The organism is Piscicoccus intestinalis NBRC 104926, assembly GCF_001515525.1.
Lineage (GTDB): Bacteria > Actinomycetota > Actinomycetes > Actinomycetales > Dermatophilaceae > Kineosphaera > Kineosphaera intestinalis.
Map to the genome: position 1 here is coordinate 1 of NZ_BCNQ01000031.1, position 17,322 is coordinate 17,322.

The window sequence follows — 17,322 nt, forward strand, 5'->3', positions numbered from 1 at the left end:
CGTCGCCGCGCCCGCGAGGCGGAGGCCGAGCGCGAGCGCGTGCGGGCCGCTCGGCCGAGTGCGCCGCAGATGCCCGTCGCCCAGGAGTTCGTCGAGCCGCAGGTCGAGACGAGCGAGGTGCCGGCCCCGGCCGCGCAGGAGGAGCGGGTGCTCGTCGGCTCCGGTGCCGACGTCGCGACCGACGTTGCCGGACACACCGCCTCCGAGGAGCCGGTTCGGCGCAGCGCCCGTCGTGACCCGCTCGAGGTGGCGGCCCTGGCGCACTCGAACATCGACGCGGAGCGCGCCGCCGACCCGCTGTTCGCCGACGACCGCTGGGAGCCCACCCCGGTGCCGCCGCCGACCTACACGATGAAGGCCAAGGCGTCGCGTCCGCTGCCCGAGCCGCTCGAGGTGCCGGTGCCAATCGAGGTCGACGACGACGACATCGCCTGGGACGAGACCCGCCACCAGCCCCGCGTCGTCGGCGCCTGACGCGCCCCGCTCGACCCCCGCGAACGCCGGCGCGGCGCCCTCGCACGCCCCTCCCACTTCCCTGAAAACTGCGTGTCGCGGTGAGAACTGCAGTCCGTGCCGCAGTCCCGACGACGACACGCAGTTCTCAGGGACGTTGGGCTGGGTCGGACGGGGCGGCCGATTCGGGAGAGCGGCCCGGGGTTTGCTAGAGTGATTTCCGGTCTTGGGGCTGTGGCGCAGTTGGTAGCGCGTCTCGTTCGCAATGAGAAGGCCAGGGGTTCGAGTCCCCTCAGCTCCACCACGACGAAGGGCCCCGGCATCACGCCGGGGCCCTTCGTATTGCCCGAGACGGTCCCGCCTCCCGATATCGCAAAGGGCCATTGGCAGTGACCACTCGACGAACGTCGAGTGGTCACTGCACGGGGTTCTCTGCGTCGCTCAGGCTCCCAGGTAGCGACCGGGCCGGTGGTTGAAGGCCAGCAGGATGTTCATCACTGCGGCCCCGAGTAGCGAGAGCACGGCGAGCCACCCCGGGTTGAGCAGGGCGAAGATGCCGACGACGAGGCCGTCGAGCACCAGTTGCACGTAGCCGGCTCGCCAGCCGAGCCGCTCCTGGGCGATGAGAGCGAGCACGTTGAAGCCGCCGAGGCTCGCTCCGTGCCGGAACAGCACGACGAGCGCGACGCTCGCGAGGGTGTTGCCGACGATCGCACCGAACAACGGGTCGATGCGCTCGATCGTCAGCACGTGCGGCAGCGCCTGCACGAGCGCCGACATCGCGACGACGCACACGATGGTACGGATCGTGAACGGCCAGCCCTTGCGGCTGATGGCCAGCACCATGAACGGCAGGGTGATCCCCAGGAAGACCGGTCCGAACGCCCAGCCCGCGATGTGGCTGACGAGCAGCGCGGCGCCGGCGGTCCCGCCGGTGACCAGGCCCGCGGCCTGCATAAGGTGCACGCCGAGCGCGGCGATCGTGATGCCCACGCACGTGCTGACGACGTTCTCGATGTGCCCGTGCGGAGGCGCCGCCGGAGCCGGGCCGGGCACCACAGGCGCGGGGGCCGCGACCGACGCGGGGCCGGAGGACCGGGTCTCGCTTCGCAGATTTGGGCGCATGCCCAGCAGGATCGGAGGCTAGTGGGCGAACGCGCAACACAAGGCTCCCAATTTGAGCACAGTGTCAAATCAGGCTGATGGGAGATGACAAGATGCGCAGTATGGATAGCCTCGACGCCCGGATCCTCCTGGCCATCGACGACGACCCGGACGCGACGGTGCTCGCCCTCGCCCAGCGCCTCGGCATCGCGCGCAACACCCTGACGGCCCGGCTCAAGCGGCTCACCGCCGAGGGTGCAGTGCGGGAGTTCAGCCGCCGCGTCGACCCGGCGGCCCTCGGCTACGGCCTCGTCGCGTTCATCTCGGTCGAGCTGAGTGTCAAGGTCGAGATGTGGGCGCCCGACGCGCTGCACCGCATCCCGCAGATCGTCGAGATGCACGCGACGACCGGCGACGCCGACCTGCTGCTCAAGGTCGTCGCGCGCGACCCCCTGGACCTGCACCGCGTCACCGGGGAGGTCGTCGCAGTTCCGGAGGTGGTGCGCACGAGCACGGTGATCAGCCTCTACGAGGAGATGCCCCCGCGGGTTCGACCGCTGCTGCAGGCCGTGGCCGACGGGGTGCCTCCCGGAGCCGGTGAGCGCCACCGCCCGCCGGTGCGCTGAGCCGGGCCGCTCGCGTCAGATCAGCGTCAGACCGAAGCCAGACCGGAGCCAGACCGCAGTCAGATCCAGGACGGGAACCACATGCGCCACCGCCAGTGGTCGTACGGGATGACCTGCGCGGTGTAGAGCGGCCAGTAGAAAACGAAGATCACGGCCACGATCACGAGATAACCGACGACGAGCCCCAGGCCCCACCGTCTCCGGGTGGGGGAGTCGGTGGAGCGCCCGAGCACGAGCGACGCCGCGTACGTCACGGCGAGCACGACGAACGGCACGAACGCCACCGAGTAGAAGGTGAAGATCGTGCGCTCCTGGTACATGAACCACGGCAGGTAGCCGGCGACGAACCCGGCGAGGATCGCCCCGGCGCGCCAGTCGCGCATGGCGGCCCAGCAGAACAGCAGCACCGGCAGCGCGAGCGTGGCGGCCCACCAGATCGCCGGGTTGCCCAAGTCGGTGATGGCCTTCGAGCAGTTCTCCACGGTGCAGCCCTGCTGCCCGAGGCTCGGCCCCTCGTAGTAGAACGACGTGGGCCGGGCCTGCAGCAGCCACGACCACGGGTTGCTCATGTAGTCGTGGTGGCTGGTCAGTCCGACGTGAAAGTTCCACATGTCGACGTGGTAGTGCCACAGCGAGCGCAGCGCGTCGGGCACCAGCCCCGCGATCCCGGAGGCGGGGTGGTCGGCCGCCCAGTCACGGCCCCACCCGGTGTCGGAACGGAACCAGCCGGTCCACGACGCGAGGTAGGTCAGCAGGGCGGAGCCCACCATGATCGCCGCCGCCGGCAGTCCGTCCTTGACGATCGCGGCGGTGCGCCAGCGGTGCACCCCGGCGACGCGGCGGGCGCCCATGTCCCAGAAGACCGTCATGAGGCCGAACACGGCCAGGAAGTACAAGCCCGACCATTTCGTGCCGATGCACAGGCCGAGGCTGATGCCCGCCACCCAGCGCCACGGCCGCCAGCCGAGGAAGGGGCCGTAGCGCAGCTTGGGGTCGTCGAAGGGCATGCCGCCGTCGCGCCAGCCCCCGACGATGCGCGCGAGCCGTTCGCGGGAGGCGTCGCGGTCGAGGACCAGCGCGCAGAAACCCCCCAGCGCGAAGAACATCACCGACATGTCGAGCAGGCCGGTGCGGGAGTGCACGAAGTGCTGTCCGTCGAGGCTGAGCAGCAGCCCGGCGAACACGCCGAGCGCGGTCGAGCCGAACATCCGCCGCGCGGTGCGGGCCAGCATGAGGATCGACAAGGTGCCGAGCACCGCCACCCCGAGCCGCCATGACCACGCGTGCTGCACGCCGCCGAGTTGCTCGCCGATCGCGATGACCCACTTGCCGACCGGAGGGTGCACGACGAAGTCGGCGGTGGCGCCGAAGACGTCCGGGGTTCCCGCGGCCCACACCTGGTCGACGCCGGGGGTCGCATCCTCGCCGGAGAGCTCGCTCTTGACCCGGTGCTCGACCCCGAAGGTCAGCAGCGACCAGGCCTGCTTGACGTAATACGTCTCGTCGAAGATCAGCGTGTCGGGGCGGCCCAGCTGCCAGAACCGCAGCACGCCCGCGTAGAGCGCGACGAGCAAGGGGCCGAGCCACCCGGCGAGCCGGTCGGTGGGTCTGCTTCCGAGCAGCCGCAGGCGCAGCTGCTCGTTGTGACTCATGCGCCCCATCGTAAGTGGGCCGTCCCGTCCCGCGCCCCGCTGACGTCGGGCAACGCTGCGCGGGCAGGACTTTCGCTCACCACGCCGGAGGTCGAGAGGCGGGCGCGCCGGCGCGGGCGCCCGCGCTGCCAGGATGGGGGGATGAGCGCGGAGCCGGGCGAGGCGAACCACGACGGCGGCGTGTTGGTGCTCGCCGCGACCCCGATCGGCGACCCGCGAGACGCCTCGCCGCGGCTGGCGGCGGAGCTGGCGGGCGCGGACGTCGTCGCCGCCGAGGACACCCGGCGGCTGCAGCGGTTGTGCGCTGCGCTCGGGGTGCGCCCCGCCGAGGGCGGGCGGGTGCTCAGCTACCACGACCACAACGAGCGGTCCCGCACGCCGGAGCTGGCGGCCCAGGTCGCGGCCGGGGCGCGGGTGGTGCTCGTCACCGACGCGGGCATGCCCTCGGTCTCCGACCCCGGGTACCGGCTCGTGGAGGCGGTCGTCGCCGCCGGCGGACGGGTCACGTGCGTGCCCGGTCCGAGCGCGGTGCTTATGGCGCTGGCCGTCTCCGGGCTGCCCGTCGACCGGTTCTGCTTCGAGGGCTTCCCGCCGCGCAAGCCGGGAGATCGCGCGCGGGCGCTGGCGGGGCTCGCCGCCGAACCCCGCACGCTGGTGTTCTTCGAGGCACCGCACCGGCTCGAGGCGACGCTGCAGGCCATGGCCGATGCGTTCGGCGCCGGGCGCGCCGCGGCGGTCTGCCGGGAGCTGACCAAGAGCTACGAGCAAGTGGTGCGCGGCCCGCTCGCCGACCTGCTCACGTGGAGCCGGGAGCACCCCGACCAGGTGCGCGGCGAGATCACCCTCGTCGTCTCTGGCGCGGAGCCGGTGGCCGCCGACCCCGACGAGGCGCACGCGCAGGTGGCCCGTCGGGTCGAGGCGGGGGAGCGCCTCAAGGACGCCGCCCGGGCCGTCTCCGCCCAGACCGGCGTCTCGGCCCGCGAGCTGTATGCCGGCTACGTGCACCGGCCCACCTCGTGACGGGCTTTCATCCGGCTTTGATTTCGGCCTGATCCCGGCCCTGATGTCGGCGCGGATCAGCGGTTGCGGGTGCGTCGCGTCCGCAAGTTGACCGGCGTTGTCACACGCGCTGTCTACCCTGAAATGCATCGCTGCCGCCGACGGTCGCCGGCAACACCCGACCGGTCGGGTCAGACACCGTCCACAGACACGTCAGGAGCGTTGACATGAAGGTCGCCGTGCCCACCGAGGTCAAGAACAACGAGTACCGCGTCGCGATCACCCCGGTCGGGGTGCACGAGCTGGTCTCCCGGGGCCACGAGGTGTTCGTGCAGGCCGGAGCCGGTGCCGGCTCCTCGATCCCCGACGCCGAGTACGTCGAGCAGGGCGCGACGATCCTGCCGGACGCCGACGAGACGTGGGGCGTGGCCGACCTGGTGCTCAAGGTCAAGGAGCCGGTCGAATCCGAGTACCACCGGCTGCGCGACGATCTGCTGCTGTTCACCTATCTGCACCTGGCGGCCGACCAGCCGGGCACCGACGCGCTGCTCGCCGCGGGTACGACCGCGATCGCCTACGAGACCGTCGAGCTCGCCAACGGCGCGCTGCCCCTGCTGTACCCGATGTCGGAGGTGGCCGGTTGCCTCGCGCCGCAGGTGGGAGCGCACGCGCTGCTGCGGGCCGAGGGCGGCCGCGGGGTGCTCATGGGTGGCGTCGGCGGCGTCACCGGGGCGAAGGTGGTCGTGCTCGGAGCCGGCGTGGCCGGCCAGAACGCCGCGAACATCGCCCTCGGCATGGGCGCCGACGTGACCGTGCTCGACACCAATCTCGACAAGCTGCGGATGGCGTTCTGGCGGTGGAAGAACCAGGTGCGTCAGATCGCCTCCTCGAAGCTGGCCGTGCGCCAGTACGTGCTCGACGCCGACCTGGTTATCGGCTCCGTGCTCATTCCCGGCGCCAAGGCCCCGCACCTGGTGACGAACGAGATGGTCGCGCAGATGAAGGAGGGGTCGGTGCTCGTCGATATCGCCGTCGACCAGGGCGGATGCTTCGAAGACAGCCGGCCCACCACACACGCCGACCCGACTTTCACTGTGCACGGCTCGACGTTCTACTGCGTGGCGAACATGCCCGGTGCGGTGCCCAACACCTCGACGTACGCGCTGACCAACGCGACGCTGCCGTACGTGGCGCGCCTCGCCGACCTGGGCTGGCGGGAGGGGTGTCGCACCGATGAGGCGCTGCGCCGAGGGCTGAATGTACACGCGGGTTCCGTGACCTACCCCGCAGTGGCCGAGGTGTTCGGGTATGAATGTCAGGACAGCGCCGAGCTCCTCGCTTGAGGGCGACCGCCCGGAGTGAGGACCTGAGTCCCTGCGGGCTCGTCGGTAACCATCGCTACGATGAGCCGCAGGCTCCGGCCTGAACCCCAGCGTGACCAGGTTGACCAGCGGACATCGCCGTCGCTGCCCACGTCGGAATGTGTCGACATCGACACGGGCAGGCGATGAAACCCCGCACGACTCGACAAGAACGGGGCAGTATTCACACGTGTCTACTTCAGCAGTGAAACCAGGAACCCGGAACACGAGCCCGATGCACAGCAGCATCGGCCTGAAGCTGATGATGGCCGTGTCCGGCCTCTACTTCGTCTTCTTCGTGCTGTTCCACATGTACGGCAACCTGAAGATCCTCGCGAGCCACGAGGCCTTCGATACCTACGCCCACCACCTGCGCACGATGTTCGAGCCGATCCTTCCCTACGAAGGATTCCTGTGGATCTTCCGGCTCACGCTCATCATCGCGCTGGCGGCTCACGTCTACTCCGCGTTGACGTTGTGGAGCCGGGCCAACACGGCACGCGGTGCCAAATACGAGGTGAAGAAGGCGGCGGCGGCCTCGCTGTCGAGCAAGTGGATGCGCTGGGGCGGCATCGCCCTGATCCTGTTCGTGCTGTTCCACCTGGCCCAGTTCACGCTCCTGTGGATCAACGTCGGCGGATACCGCGGCACTCCCGCCGAGCGGGTCGTGCTGGCGTTCCAGCAGCCGTGGTTGGTGCTCATCTACGTCATCGCGCTCCTCGCGCTGGCGATGCACCTGCGACACGGGGTGTGGAGCGCGTGCCAGACGCTGGGGTGGACGAACACCGCGAACTCGCGCCGGTACGCCAACCTGGCCGGCGTCGCGATTTCCGCCATCACCGTCATCGGGTTCCTCATTCCGCCGCTGGCCATTCTGTTCGGCGTTATCCAGTAAGGGTGCATGACTGACATGACCGAGACTCTGACTCCGACCCAGGACGCTCCGGGCACGGCCTTCTACCGCGAAGGTGAGCCGCTGCAGGACAGCAAGGCGCCGGCCGGTCCGATCCAGAACAAGTGGACCACCCGTAAGTTCGAGGCCAAGCTGGTCAACCCGGCCAACCGGCGCAAGCTGTCGGTGATCATCGTCGGCACCGGCCTGGCCGGCGGCGCCGCGGCCGCGACGCTCGGCGAGGCGGGCTATCACGTCAAGGCGTTCTGTTACCAGGACAGCCCGCGTCGCGCGCACTCCATCGCCGCGCAGGGTGGCATCAACGCCGCGAAGAACTACAAGGAAGACGGCGACTCGATCTACCGCCTCTTCTACGACACGGTCAAGGGCGGCGACTACCGCGCCCGCGAGACCAACGTGTACCGGCTCGCCGAGGTGAGCGCGAACATCATCGACCAGTGCGTGGCGCAGGGTGTGCCGTTCGCCCGCGAGTACGGCGGTCTGCTCGACAACCGCTCGTTCGGTGGCGTGCAGGTGTCGCGTACCTTCTACGCCCGCGGCCAGACCGGCCAGCAGCTGCTCATCGGCGCCTACCAGGCCCTCGAGCGGCAGATCGGCGCCGGCACCGTCGAGATGTTCAGCCGGCACGAGATGGTCGAGTTGGTCGTCGTCGACGGCCGGGCCCGCGGGATCATCGCCCGTGACATGGTCACGGGCGAGATCGAGACCCACCTGGCCGACGCGGTCGTGCTGGCCTCCGGTGGCTACGGCAACGTGTTCTTCCTGTCGACCAACGCGATGGGCTGCAACGTCACCGCCACGTGGCGGGCCTACCGCAAGGGCGCATACTTCGCGAACCCCTGCTACACGCAGATCCACCCGACGTGCATCCCGGTGCACGGCGACAAGCAGTCCAAGCTCACCCTGATGAGTGAGTCGCTGCGTAACGACGGGCGCATCTGGGTGCCGAAGAACGCCGAGGACTGCGACAAAGACCCGCGTCAGATCGCCGAGGAAGACCGCGACTACTACCTGGAGCGGATCTATCCCTCGTTCGGAAACCTCGTGCCGCGTGACATCGCCTCCCGGCAGGCGAAGAACATGTGCGACGAGGGGCGCGGCGTCGGCCCGGCCGTCGTCGAGATCACCCCCGAGGGCGAGGAGCGGCGCGTGCGGCGCGGCGTCTACCTCGACTTCGCCGAGGCGATCCAGCGCATGGGCGAAGACGCGGTGCGCACCAAGTACGGCAACCTCTTCGACATGTACGAGCGCATCACCGGCGAGAACCCCTACCAGGTGCCGATGCGCATCTACCCGGCCGTGCACTACACGATGGGCGGCCTGTGGGTCGACTACGACCTGCAGTCGACCATCCCGGGCCTGTTCGTCGCGGGTGAGGCGAACTTCTCCGACCACGGCGCGAACCGGCTCGGTGCGTCGGCGCTCATGCAGGGTCTGTCCGACGGCTACTTCGTGCTGCCGAACACGATCCGCGACTACCTCGCCGACGGTCCGTACCCGAAGATCGACGCGAACGACCCGGCGGTGGCCGAGGCGCGCGACTCGGTCTTCGACCGCATCGAGCACTTCCTCAACTGCAACGGCACCCGCTCGGTCGACTCCATCCACAAGGAGCTCGGCCAGATCATGTGGGAGTACTGCGGCATGGAGCGCCGGGAGGAGGGCCTGAAGAAGGCGATCGGTCTCATCCGGGAGCTGAAGAAGGAGTTCTGGTCCAACCTGCGGGTGCTCGGCGCGGCCGACACCATGAACCAGTCGCTGGAGAAGGCCGGGCGCGTCGCCGACCTCATCGAGCTCGGTGAGCTCATGTGCATCGACGCGTTGCACCGGCGCGAATCCTGCGGTGGCCACTTCCGGGCCGAGAGCCAGACGGAAGATGGCGAGGCCATGCGTCACGACGACGAGTTCCTCTACGTCGCCGCGTGGCAGTACGACGGTGAGGACCAGCAGCCGGTCCTGCACAAGGAAGACCTCGTGTACGAGTTCATCGAGTTGAAGCAGCGGAGCTACAAGTGAAACTCACTGTCAAGATCTGGCGTCAGGACGGCCCGGCCGCCCCGGGCAAGCTCGTCACCTACGAGGTCGACGACATCAGCGAAGACATGTCGTTCCTCGAGATGCTCGACGTGCTCAACGAGAACCTCAACGACAACGGCGAGGAGCCGGTCGCGTTCGACAGCGACTGCCGCGAGGGCATCTGCGGCATGTGCGGCGTCGTCATCAACGGTCGCCCGCACGGCAACACCGGCGAGGACAAGCACGGCAACACGACGACGTGCCAGCTGCACATGCGCAGCTTCAACGACGGCGACACGATCACCATCGAGCCGTGGCGCGCCCACGCGTTCCCGGTGATCCGCGACCTCGTCGTCGACCGCACCGCCTTCGACCGCATCATCGCCTCGGGCGGCTTCATCTCGGTGAACACCGGTGCCGCGCCCGAGGCGCACGCCGCACCCGTCGAGAAGAAGAAGGCCGACCGCTCGTTCGAGGCGGCCGCCTGCATCGGCTGTGGCGCGTGCGTGGCGGCCTGCCCCAACGCGGCCGGCATGCTGTTCGTCGGCGCGAAGGTCGTGCACCTCGGCGAGCTGCCGCAGGGGCAGCCGGAGCGCTGGATCCGCGTCAAGGCGATGGTGGCCCAGCACGACGGCGAGGGCTTCGGCGGCTGCACCAACATCGGCGAGTGCTCCGCGGCCTGCCCCAAGGACATCCCGCTCGATGTCATCTCCACCCTCAACAAGGATCTGCGCCGCGCGATGGTGCACTGACCCGCACGACGCCAAGCGGCCGGGCCCTCTCGGGGAGCCCGGCCGCTTCGCTGCCTCCGCCGCCACGGCGGGGCGGCGCGGGGGCCCGGGGGCTCGCCGACGCCGCGCGGTCCCGCGCCGCCTCACGAGCGCCCCGCCCCACGATTACGCACGGGAGCCTGTGCCAAGTGACTGGACCGGCCGGCTGCCGCCGAACCGGCTCCGCGGAGCTGGTTCCGTAGCAGCCGACCGGTCCCGTCCCACGGCCCGACACGGGGTGACCGCGACGCGAGACGAACGCCTGTGGAAGCCAGCCCTTGGCGCCGCTGGACGACGCCGCCGCGGTGCGGCAAGCACGGATGCGGTCGAGCCGGACCGGTCAGGGCCGCCGGGGCACCATGAGCTGGTGCTCGGCGGTCATGACGATCACCTCGTCCTGGTTGACCAACTCGCACGGCAGGATGACGATGCCCCACCCCGGGCGGCTGGAGCTGGCGCGCATCGACTCGATCCAGAACTTCAGCCGCAGCGTGTCGCCGATGACGATCGGGGCGACGAACCGGGTGCTCCAGCCGAGGGAGTAACCCGGGTGGAACCGCAACTCGCTCTGGCTCTTCAGCCCGTCGGCGAGCGCGAGGCCGAGGAGCCCGTGACCGACCCGGGCGCCGAAGTGGCTGGCGGCGGCGTACTCCTCATCGACGTGTACGGGATTGTGGTCGCCGCTGACGCGCGCGTAGGTGTCGATGACCTCGCCGGTCACTTGGAACGCCGGCGTCCAGCAGGTGTCGCCGACCTGCGCGTCCTCGAAGTAGCAGAAGCCGCGCCGGGGGACGACGGGCTCGTCCATCGTCGAGACGGCGTCGCCGGAGGTGTACGTGGTCGGCATCGGGTTCCTTTCCGAGGTGACTATTGCGCGTGCCGCAGACCGGTCTCCAGGCCCCGGACGGCCGCGACGAGCGTGGAATTCACCGGCGTCGGCACCCCGGTGCGTTCGCCGCCACGCACCAGCGCGCCGTTGATGACGTCGATCTCCGTGCGGCGACCCGACTCGATGCTCTGCAACATCGAGGTCTTGAAGTCCGCCGGCAGCCCTTCCGCGGCACTGCGCCAGATCGCCTGCGGTTCATGGACGCTCAACGTCACACCGAGGGCCGCGGCGACATCGATTCCCTCCTGGACGGCGGCGCACGCGGTCCGCTCGAGCCCGGGGTCGGCCATGAGGTCGCCGTAGGTCAGGCGCGTCAGGGCGCTCAGCGCGCCGGTCGAGACGTTGACGAGCAGCTTGTCCCACACGGCGCCGGTGATGTCGTCCGTCACCTCCGTCGCGAGGCCGGCCGCGCCGAACGCGTCGGCGATGCGCCGCACGCGCGGCGTCACCTGCCCGTCGGGTTCGCCGATGACCGTCCGCTTGCCGGCGACGCCGCTGCTGACGTGCCCCGGCGCGATCATCTGGCCGCCGACGTACGTGATGCCCTGCAACACGCGCGGCGCGCCGAGGACCGACGCGAGCGCCTGCTCGTTGCCGAGCCCGTTCTGCAGGGTCAGCACGACCGTCTCCGGCCCGATGAGAGCCTCGGCCTGCCGGGCGGCGTCGGCGGTGGCGAAGGACTTCACGAGCACGATGACCACATCGACGGGGCCGATGCCCCGCGTGCTCGTCGCGGCCCGCAGGCGCACCGCGTGCTCGGTGGCGGCCGGCCCGTCTCCGAGCCGCACCAGCAGACCGCGCCGCGTGATGGCGTCGACGTGGTCGCGGTTGCGGTTGACGAGCCACACCTCGATCGGTTCGCCGCCCCCCTGCAGCGAACCCCGCGCGAGCGCGGCGCCGATCGTGCATCCCAGCGCGCCCGCCCCGACGATGCACACCCTCATGACCCCACCCTCGCTCGTCGGGCCCGGCGGCGGCCTGCGCACAGTCGGCCGCATCGGCACCGGGAGAAGCGGCTCATCCGGTGTCGCCGGAGCGTAGCCGGTCCAGGGCGCGGGTGGAGCCGGGGTGAACGGGTATCGGCGCGGTCTTGTCGGCCAGGTCGAGCGTGATGTCTTTCGCCGCGGGGTGCGCCTGAACGAGCTGGTCGGTGCGGCTGTACACCAGGCTGGTCAGCGCGCAGGCGAGGTTGGCCGGCAAGTCCTCTCGCACGAGCAGCACGTTCGGCACGATGACGGTCTTGACGTCGGCGGGCATGTCGTACGTGGCGGCCGGCACGACCGCCGTGTCGTAGACCGGCGACGTCTTGCGCAGCTGCGCAAGCAACGGAGTCGGATCGAGCATCATCACCTGGTTGCCCATCGAGGTGTACAGGTCGGTCAGAGCGGAGGTCGGCAGGCCACCGGACCACACCAGGCCGTCGATCGACCCGTCCTTCATCCCGTCGACGGTTTTCGTCAGGTCGAGCCGCTGGGCCTGCACGTCGCCTGCTTTCAGGCCCGCGGCTGCTATCAGCTTGTTCGCGATCGCCTCGGTGCCCGACAACGGGGAGCCGGTGGAGATCCGTTTGCCCTTGAAGTCGGCCACCGAGTTGATCCCGGCGTCCTTACGGACGACGACCTGCGTGTAGTTGGGGTAGATGCGCCCGATCGTGCGGATCGGCTGCGGCCCGTCGAACCGTCCGCTGCCGCGCACGGCGGTGTCGGCGGTGTCGGCGAGGGAGAACGCGATGTCGTAGTCACCCTTGACCAGCTGCTGGATGTTCTGCACGGAGGCACCCGTCTCCGAGGCGCTCGCCCGGAGTCGGGTGTCGGCGTTGATGAGCCGGGCCAACCCGCCGCCGACGACGTAGTACACCCCGGTCGAGTTGCCGGTGGCGATGCCGACCCGGCCGTGTCCCGGGTCGCAGCCGTTCGGGTCGGCGTCCGAGCCCGGTTGCCTCGCACTCTGACCGCCGAATCCGGCAGCTCCGAGCGCCGCGATGAGGAGCCCGACGACCCAGGTGGTGTTGATCTTCACGTCCGATCTCCTCCGGTCGTGGCTTCACTGGGAGTTGCCGGGGGTGTCACCTGCGGACCTGTTCCCTCGGGTGCGGAGCAGATGGACCCCGGCGGTGAGGACGAGCACGACGAGCCCGGTGACGACGCTGACCGGCTGCAGGTAGAGCAGGAGCAGGGCAGCGACGAAGAAGCCGCAGCGCTCGGGCACGGTCGCGGGCGCTCGCAGCCAGCCTCCGGTGGTGCCCGCGAGCGCCGCGACCCCCAGAAACGCGACGGCGACGGCGAGCAGAACCGCGGGCAGATCGCCGACTCCCAGCAGATGACGTCCCTGCGGGGTGACGACGAACGCCATCGGCGCCAGGAACGCCGGCAGGATGTATTTGCAGGCCTGCCACATCGTGTCGATGACGCGACCCCCGGTGATGGCGGCCGAGGCGACCGCAGCCAGCGCGGTGGGCGGCGAGACCTCCGACAGCACCGCGTAGTAGAAGATGAACATCGCCACGGCCTCCTGCGAGACCCCCAGCGCGATGAGCGCCGGCCCGATGACGACCCAGGCGAGAATGAACGAGGCGGTCACCGGCACGGCCAATCCGAGCACGAGGATGGCCACCGCCGACAGCACGGTGGAGGCGATGATCAGGGTCGCCGGATTCGGCGAGATCGCGTCTGCCACGGCGATGAGGAACTCCGAGAGCACCTGAGCCAGACCCGTCTTGGCGATCGCCGACGTGATGACGCCGGCCGCGGCGCAGACGGCGATCACGGGGATCGCGGTGCGTACCCCGTCGGACAGTGCCTTGCCGAGCGTGCCGGCGTACCCCACGAGCCCGCCGTGGCGGACGACGGGGTCGGCAGCCGTCGTGTCCCGCTCCAGAGAGCTGGCAGGCAGGTGACCGGTGAACAGCACCTCCAAGAGCCCGAAGGCGGCGGCGACCAGCGTGGCGTAGACAACGGCCCGGAACGGGGGGACGTCGATCGCGAGGAAGCCGACGATCACCGCGAGACTGACGAAGTGGTAGCCGTAGCGCCGCAGGAGCGCGAACGGTCTCGCGACGTCCACCGCGACCTCACGCGCCCCGAACTTGCGGGCGTCGATCTCGACCGCCAGGAAGATCCCGAGGTAGTACAGCAGGGTCGGAATGATGGCCCAGCCGAGCACGGAGAAGTAGGAGACGCCGAGGTACTCGGCGATGATGAACGCCGCCGCGCCCATGGTGGGCGGCGACAGGATCGCCCCGATGCCCGAGGCCGCGAGCATGCCTCCGGCGGCCTCGCGCGGATATCCGGCACGTTTGAGGATGGGCCAGGCGAACGAACCCAGCGTCACGGCGGTCGCGGTGCCGGAGCCGGAGACGGTGCCGAGGAGGAACCCCGAAGTCGCCACGGTGCGCCCGGGCGCGGCGCCGGAGCGGCGGAACAACGAGAGGCTGAACTCGACGAAGAAGCTACCGGCTCCGGTGCGTTGCAGCACGGCGCCGTAGATCGTGAACAGCACGATGTAGGTGGCAGCGATGTCGAGAGGCACGCCGAAGAAGCCGCTGGCCTCGTTGAACAGGCTGTTGACGATCTGATCCAGTTCCATGCCTTCGTGCGCGATCTGCCAGGTCATCGGCAGGTGCCCGCCGAACCACGCGTAGGCGAAGAACAGCAGGGCAGCGGTCGGCAGCACCCAGCCGGTGGTGCGGTTCGCGGCCTCGAGCACGAGCACGAGCAGCAGCGCTCCCGCCACCACATCGCCTGGTAGCAGCGACCCCTGGCGCGAGAGGAACTCGCCGAAGCCGCCGCCGCCCAGGGAGGTCAGTGGCAGGGGCAGCACCGGATACAGGGCGACGAACAGCGCCAGCACCGCCAATACCCAGTCGAGCACGCTGGGTCGCTCGCGAAGCGAGCCGAGCGACGAGGCCGAACTCGCCGGGGCGATGGCGTCCCGGCGCTCACGGGAGATCAGCGGCGTTCCGCGGTAACAGACGTAAGCCAGGGGCAGCGTCACCCCGAGGAAGAGCACGAGGTAGTAGTGGCTGCCCTGGGAGAACGGGCGGAAAACCTGGTAGATCACGAGGATGGCCACGGCCAGGCACCACCACGTCACGCCCCTGTCGAGGTTCCGCGTCAGGGTCCGCGCCGGCTGTTCCTCGTCGTTGGCGGCGGAGACGGCGTGAGCACGCTCGCTGTCGGTCATCCGGACCTCGACGCGTCCGTCCTCTTGTGAGTGATCGAGCGAGCCGGCGGCGGGCCGCGTGAGCTCCTCTCCGGGGCCGGAGGGCTCCCCGCCGGGCGGGCGTGTCGTCGCTGGCATGGGGTGCAACGTACTCGCCGCGGTCGATCTTCGCGATCGCTGCCGTGGACCGCGATGCCCGCAAGCTGGACGTCAGCTGCGACCGCATCGGCGGCCCCGCGCGCCCCGGCGTCCCACACGCTCCGCGCGCCCCGGTCAGAGGGGGGTGTGGAGGGTGACGACGCCGGTGGTGCGCGCGGCGAGCTGCTGCAGCTTGTTCCATTGGCCGGCGGCGTCGAGCTCGGGGCTGAGCACGTGCATGCACAGGGTGTCGTTGCGAAGCTGCACGCCGAGGCTGCCGGGCAGCAGGCTGATCATGAGCATCGACAGGTCCAGGGCCGCGCCCTCGGGCAGGATCACCGGCAGTTCCTCGTAGTGCGGCTCGATGGCGACGGGGCGCCGGACGGCGCGCGCGGCGACGTCGGCGCCGCCCTTGATCGACTGCCACAGGAACCACAGGCCGAGGTGCGCCATCGCGAACACCCGGCTGAACACGTGCGGGCGGCGGTCCGGCTCCGTTTTCCACGGCGGAGACAGCAGGCACGACATCCCCAGCGCGAGCAGCACGACCGGCACCCCGTAGGTGAGGTACCCGCCTCCGGAGAGCACGAGCCACAGGGCGCCGAGAGCCAGAGTGCGCCACACGAGTCGCAGGATGACCAGCGTCACGACAACCCCTCCTGGATGAGCGCCACGAGGATGAGCACGATCGAGAGCACGACGAGCAGCGCCACGCCGCTGGACCGCTCCCTGGTGAGCCGGTCTTCTCGGGCCACCGTGCCGACCACGACGAACCGGCCGAACCGGGAGGCGGCCGAGCTCGCCTCGGCGCCCGCGGCCCGGCTCAGCTCGTGCACCCGGTCCAGGCCGGCCCGCAGCGCCGCCCCGACGCGGGCGAGCTGCGCCTCCTCGGGCACGACGAGGTCACCGGGCGGGATCGCCGAGCCGTCGGGGTGGGCCACCCAGTCGGGCAGCACGTCCTGGCGCGACATCCACCACAGAGCCGCGCCGGCGAGCACCCCCAGGGCGATCGGCCACAGCGAGTCGCCCCACTCCAGCGGGTTCGCCGACGGCCGCGCGGCCTGCGGCACCCACCACAGCGCGACGAGCCACGGCACGGTCGCGGCGCTCAGCGCGAGCGCCACCCACGCCCACAGCTCGCCGCGCTCGCCAGGCTTGGGTTCGGGCTCCGAACGCCACAGCAGCCGGGCCAGCCGCAGCATGAGCAGCGTGGAGCCGGTCGCCACCAGCGAGAGCACGACGTCCAGCGGGGCGCCGATGAACGTCACGTCGCCGACGGCCCCCTTCGCGGCGTACTTGCCGAGCGCCCCGGCGGTCAGCGGCGCGCCGGCCAGCGCGAGGGCCGCGACGATCATGAGCGCCGCGACGAGCCGACTGCGGTGGTGCTTGATCACCGAGACCCCGAGGAACAGCGCGCCCTTGACCAGCCCGTGGGCGACCGCGTAGACGACGACGGCGAGCGTGGCGGCGGGCGCGAGCGCCGGGTGGGCCAGACCGACTCCGATGACGGCGACGACGAACCCCATCTGCGAGATCGTCGAGTACGCGAGCACGACCTTCGGGTCGGCCTGCAGCGCCCCGATCGGCACCGCGAGAAACGCCCCGACGAGGGCCAGCACGACGAGCCCGGTGCCCCACTGCGGCAGCGCGACCGCGCCGAGCGGCAGGAACCGGATCATGCCGATCATGCCCGCCTTGACCATCGCGCCCGAGAGCACCGCCGAGGCGGCCGGCGGCGCCGCCGGGTGCGCCAGCGGCAACCAGATGTGCAGCGGCACCGTGCCCGCCTTCACCGCGAAGCCGAGCAGCAGCAGCGCGATGATGACGTCGCGGTGCGGCGAGGCCGCCACCGCCTCCGGCACCTGCGCGACCATGCGGGCTCCGGTCGCGCCGATGAGGATGAGCGCCGCCAGCACGGCCGTCTCCGAGGCCACCGACATGACGAGGTACACCCGAGCGGCGCGCCGGGCCTCCGCGGTGCGGTAGTGGATGACCAGCACGAACGCACAGAAGCTCATCATCGCGAACGACAGGTAGAAGGTGACGACGTCGGCGGCCAGATAGGTGCCGACGTTGCCGCCGAAGGAGATCAGCAGGAAGCCGGTGAGGGCGCTCGAGGCGCGTTCGCGGTTCCAGCAGATCGCGGCGAGCGCCAGCCCGTACAGCAGCGCCGCGACGAGCAGCATCGGCCGGGCGATCTCGTCGACCGACACATGCGTGCCGAGCAGCAGCCAGTCGAC

Annotated in this window: 14 protein-coding genes, 1 tRNA gene and 1 pseudogene; 8 read left to right on the forward strand and 8 right to left on the reverse strand. The window is 70.3% G+C overall.

Annotated features, from left to right (window positions below; all coding sequences use genetic code 11):
* Together PINTE_RS23155 and PINTE_RS07150 are read left to right on the forward strand one after the other, a co-directional pair.
* A pseudogene (locus tag PINTE_RS23155) lies at positions 1-474 on the forward strand (hypothetical protein); the annotation flags it as partial.
* A gap of 207 nt (positions 475-681) precedes the next feature.
* Positions 682-757 (forward strand) — tRNA-Ala (locus PINTE_RS07150).
* A gap of 137 nt (positions 758-894) precedes the next feature.
* Here the strand turns inward: PINTE_RS07150 and PINTE_RS07155 are convergent.
* Positions 895-1,578 (reverse strand): YitT family protein, encoded by a 684-nt coding sequence (locus PINTE_RS07155; protein ID WP_084343343.1) that lies wholly within the window; start codon positions 1,576-1,578, stop codon positions 895-897.
* Between the two features lie 92 nt (positions 1,579-1,670).
* Here PINTE_RS07155 and PINTE_RS07160 point away from each other — a divergent pair, with 92 nt between their 5' ends.
* Entirely contained in the window at positions 1,671-2,183 is a 513-nt protein-coding gene (locus tag PINTE_RS07160; RefSeq protein WP_068427961.1) for an Lrp/AsnC family transcriptional regulator, read from the forward strand.
* Positions 2,184-2,242: 59 nt separating this feature from the next.
* On the opposite strand, the gene PINTE_RS07165 is transcribed toward PINTE_RS07160, so the two are convergent.
* Positions 2,243-3,835: a dolichyl-phosphate-mannose--protein mannosyltransferase gene (locus PINTE_RS07165; protein WP_068427925.1), complete on the reverse strand. Its 1,593-nt coding sequence runs from the start codon at positions 3,833-3,835 to the stop codon at positions 2,243-2,245.
* A gap of 141 nt (positions 3,836-3,976) precedes the next feature.
* On the opposite strand from PINTE_RS07165, the gene rsmI reads away from it, so the two are divergent.
* From rsmI to PINTE_RS07190, 5 genes are all read left to right on the forward strand, one after another.
* Positions 3,977-4,855, forward strand: coding sequence for a 16S rRNA (cytidine(1402)-2'-O)-methyltransferase (gene rsmI, locus PINTE_RS07170; RefSeq protein WP_068427929.1), 879 nt, complete (start codon positions 3,977-3,979; stop codon positions 4,853-4,855).
* A 206-nt stretch (positions 4,856-5,061) separates the two neighbouring features.
* The gene (ald, locus tag PINTE_RS07175; RefSeq protein ID WP_068427932.1) at positions 5,062-6,177 is read left to right on the forward strand and encodes an alanine dehydrogenase; all 1,116 of its coding nucleotides are present in this window, start codon (positions 5,062-5,064) and stop codon (positions 6,175-6,177) included.
* 253 nt (positions 6,178-6,430) lie between these two features.
* Positions 6,431-7,090 (forward strand): succinate dehydrogenase cytochrome b subunit, encoded by a 660-nt coding sequence (locus tag PINTE_RS07180; RefSeq protein WP_068427935.1) that lies wholly within the window; start codon positions 6,431-6,433, stop codon positions 7,088-7,090.
* 6 nt (positions 7,091-7,096) lie between these two features.
* Positions 7,097-9,124, forward strand: a complete 2,028-nt coding sequence (locus PINTE_RS07185) for a fumarate reductase/succinate dehydrogenase flavoprotein subunit (RefSeq protein WP_068427938.1) — start codon at positions 7,097-7,099, stop codon at positions 9,122-9,124.
* A complete protein-coding gene (locus PINTE_RS07190) occupies positions 9,121-9,876 on the forward strand; it encodes a succinate dehydrogenase/fumarate reductase iron-sulfur subunit (RefSeq protein WP_068427940.1) in 756 nt (251 codons plus the stop codon). The genes PINTE_RS07185 and PINTE_RS07190 overlap by 4 nt, the downstream gene beginning before the upstream one ends.
* A 358-nt stretch (positions 9,877-10,234) precedes the next feature.
* On the opposite strand, the gene PINTE_RS07195 is transcribed toward PINTE_RS07190, so the two are convergent.
* The 6 genes from PINTE_RS07195 to PINTE_RS07220 form a co-directional block, all read right to left on the reverse strand.
* Positions 10,235-10,741, reverse strand: a complete 507-nt coding sequence (locus tag PINTE_RS07195; protein ID WP_217996524.1) for a MaoC family dehydratase — start codon at positions 10,739-10,741, stop codon at positions 10,235-10,237.
* A 20-nt stretch (positions 10,742-10,761) separates the two neighbouring features.
* On the reverse strand, positions 10,762-11,727 hold the full coding sequence (locus PINTE_RS07200; RefSeq protein WP_068427942.1) for a ketopantoate reductase family protein: 966 nt from the start codon (positions 11,725-11,727) through the stop codon (positions 10,762-10,764).
* 73 nt (positions 11,728-11,800) lie between these two features.
* Complete coding sequence (locus PINTE_RS07205) at positions 11,801-12,802, reverse strand: TAXI family TRAP transporter solute-binding subunit (RefSeq protein WP_068427945.1); 1,002 nt, start codon at positions 12,800-12,802, stop codon at positions 11,801-11,803.
* Positions 12,803-12,826: 24 nt separating this feature from the next.
* Complete coding sequence (locus PINTE_RS07210; RefSeq protein WP_068427948.1) at positions 12,827-14,965, reverse strand: TRAP transporter permease; 2,139 nt, start codon at positions 14,963-14,965, stop codon at positions 12,827-12,829.
* Positions 14,966-15,217: 252 nt separating this feature from the next.
* Positions 15,218-15,730 (reverse strand): Na+/H+ antiporter subunit E, encoded by a 513-nt coding sequence (locus PINTE_RS07215; protein WP_068427952.1) that lies wholly within the window; start codon positions 15,728-15,730, stop codon positions 15,218-15,220.
* On the reverse strand, positions 15,727-17,322 hold a 1,596-nt coding region (locus PINTE_RS07220; RefSeq protein ID WP_068427955.1), incomplete at its 5' end, for a proton-conducting transporter transmembrane domain-containing protein. The genes PINTE_RS07215 and PINTE_RS07220, both read right to left, overlap by 4 nt.